Source organism: Mesorhizobium sp. SEMIA396 (assembly GCF_024518615.1).
Taxonomy (GTDB): Bacteria; Pseudomonadota; Alphaproteobacteria; order Rhizobiales; family Rhizobiaceae; genus Mesorhizobium.
In genome coordinates this window covers 1-1,771 of record NZ_JANIFC010000033.1, presented here as the reverse complement: position 1 = coordinate 1,771, position 1,771 = coordinate 1, and the positions used below count along the sequence as shown (strand labels likewise).

Here is a 1,771-nt window from a genome sequence, read left to right as displayed (position 1 = left end):
CCTCACTAAACAAACAGCCCGCCTCGTGCGGGCTCTTTTGTTTTTTGCCCTGGTGCCGGCGTTTAACCCGTCATCAGGCGCCCCCAAGCAGGCCAAGCCCAAGCCGCAAGACAGAAAACTCAAATCCCGTCCCCGAAACCAAATCAAAAACAGCCTGCCTGGCACAATGCCCGCCGGCCGTTTGCGTTCGGCTGGGCTGGCCATCGATTGCCCCGGATCAGGCGCCCGCAACAAGGCGAAGCCCAAGCTGCGGAACAAAAAAACCAATCCCGTCCCCTGCAAACCAATCTGCACCAAACAAACAGTTCGCCAGGCACCAGCCAGCGGGCTGTTCGCATTCGGGGGACAATGGTGCCTGCAAGCGGCACTCGTCGGCGCACAAAGAGGCCTCAGCCGACAAGCTACGACAACAAAACAAGCCTCTCAACAAAACCTAATTCAAAACAGCCCGCAGCCGCGGGCCGTTTGCGTTCGGGGGACTGGCAGTGAAGTGCCCAGCCGCCGCCATAACCGGATCAACCGAATCGGAGGCGAAAAAGACGAAGCATCCGATCCTCTTATCGGGCATCGGTCAGTGATGCCGGTGATGACTTGCAATCAAATAGGAAATGATTGGGTCGGGGGTGGTGTTCTATTCAGCCGGCTTTTTGTGGCCACCCTCGGCCATGACAATGACTGAGGACCGCGAATCGACCTGCATGTAGATCCTCGATCGCGCCGGCGGTTGGGTGTGTCACGCCGCAATAGCCGCAAGTGCCGTTGGCCGAGCGGCCTGGGGCGTTGAAGCGACGCCTCGATCAAGTCGAATCAAAGTGAAGGGTGATTCTCTGAGGATGAGTGGCGCAAGGTGTGGCATGGCCGAATCAGCCAATTTTGCTAATTTTTGCTAATAGCTGACATCTATCGCCAGGTTCGGGATCACTCCCATATTCCCCGCACGCTTTTCATCAGGAAGCAGCTCGAACCAGGCCGCTACAACAATGCCAGCGAGGTTGTCCGCGCGGGCCTGCGCATGCTTGAGGATTTCGAGGCTGCGCGAGGAGATACCGGGGCGGCGAACTGAACCCCGGCAGGATCCATCGAAGGGAATCCCTGCCGAAACGGTTTTCTCCCGGCTGGAGGCGCGTCATCGCGCGAAGCAGGCGAAAGCCAAGTAGGGGTGGAGTGTCGGACTGTCTTCCACCCAGGGCAGAAGCCGAGCTGGAGCAACTCTACTATGATATAGCCGGACGTGCGCCGCCAGCGATCTCCTGGGATTTCATTACGGGTATCCGCCACCATTGTCTCGACCTGTCGACGTTTCCACGGCGGGCACCGAGCGGGTCGAGATCATGCCTGGGCTGCGGATTGTTGGCTACCGCCGCGTCAGCATTACCTTTGCCGTCGAGGGCGGGCGGGTCCTGATCCTGGGCATCTTTTACGCCGGCCGGAACATCACACCGGAATTGCTCGAAGACCGGCTCTAAACGGCGCTTCGGTGGAGAATTGCTCTGCAGTCCTTCAGGCGCAACGGGTGCGATGGCACACATCAGCGCCTCGATCTCGGGACGCATCACAGGAATGGTAGGCGCTAGAACGCCGCCCACAATTCAGCCAAGCCAACTCATGAATTTCGGCCCGGTGGATATCTCTACGAGAAATCGAAAAAACATTGTCGATGTGTGTTGACAGTTGTCGTTGGTGGCGACTATATACGCCTCACGAACGAGGGCGGCTCGCCGCTGGCGACGAAGAAGTTTGCTTCTAAGCCTGCCCTTAGCGAAATTCAAGA

2 protein-coding genes and 1 pseudogene are annotated in these 1,771 nt (G+C 58.3%); all 3 read left to right on the top strand.

Features of this window, described 5'->3' with window-relative positions; all coding sequences use genetic code 11:
• On the top strand, positions 1-679 hold a 679-nt coding region (locus tag NP503_RS33150), incomplete at its 5' end, for a hypothetical protein (RefSeq protein WP_164749155.1).
• Positions 680-928: 249 nt separating this feature from the next.
• Positions 929-1,157, top strand: a pseudogene (locus tag NP503_RS33145) (type II toxin-antitoxin system ParD family antitoxin).
• A 123-nt stretch (positions 1,158-1,280) separates the two neighbouring features.
• Entirely contained in the window at positions 1,281-1,466 is a 186-nt protein-coding gene (locus tag NP503_RS33345; RefSeq protein ID WP_306256526.1) for a type II toxin-antitoxin system RelE/ParE family toxin, read from the top strand.
• The last annotated feature ends 305 nt before the right edge of the window (positions 1,467-1,771 follow it).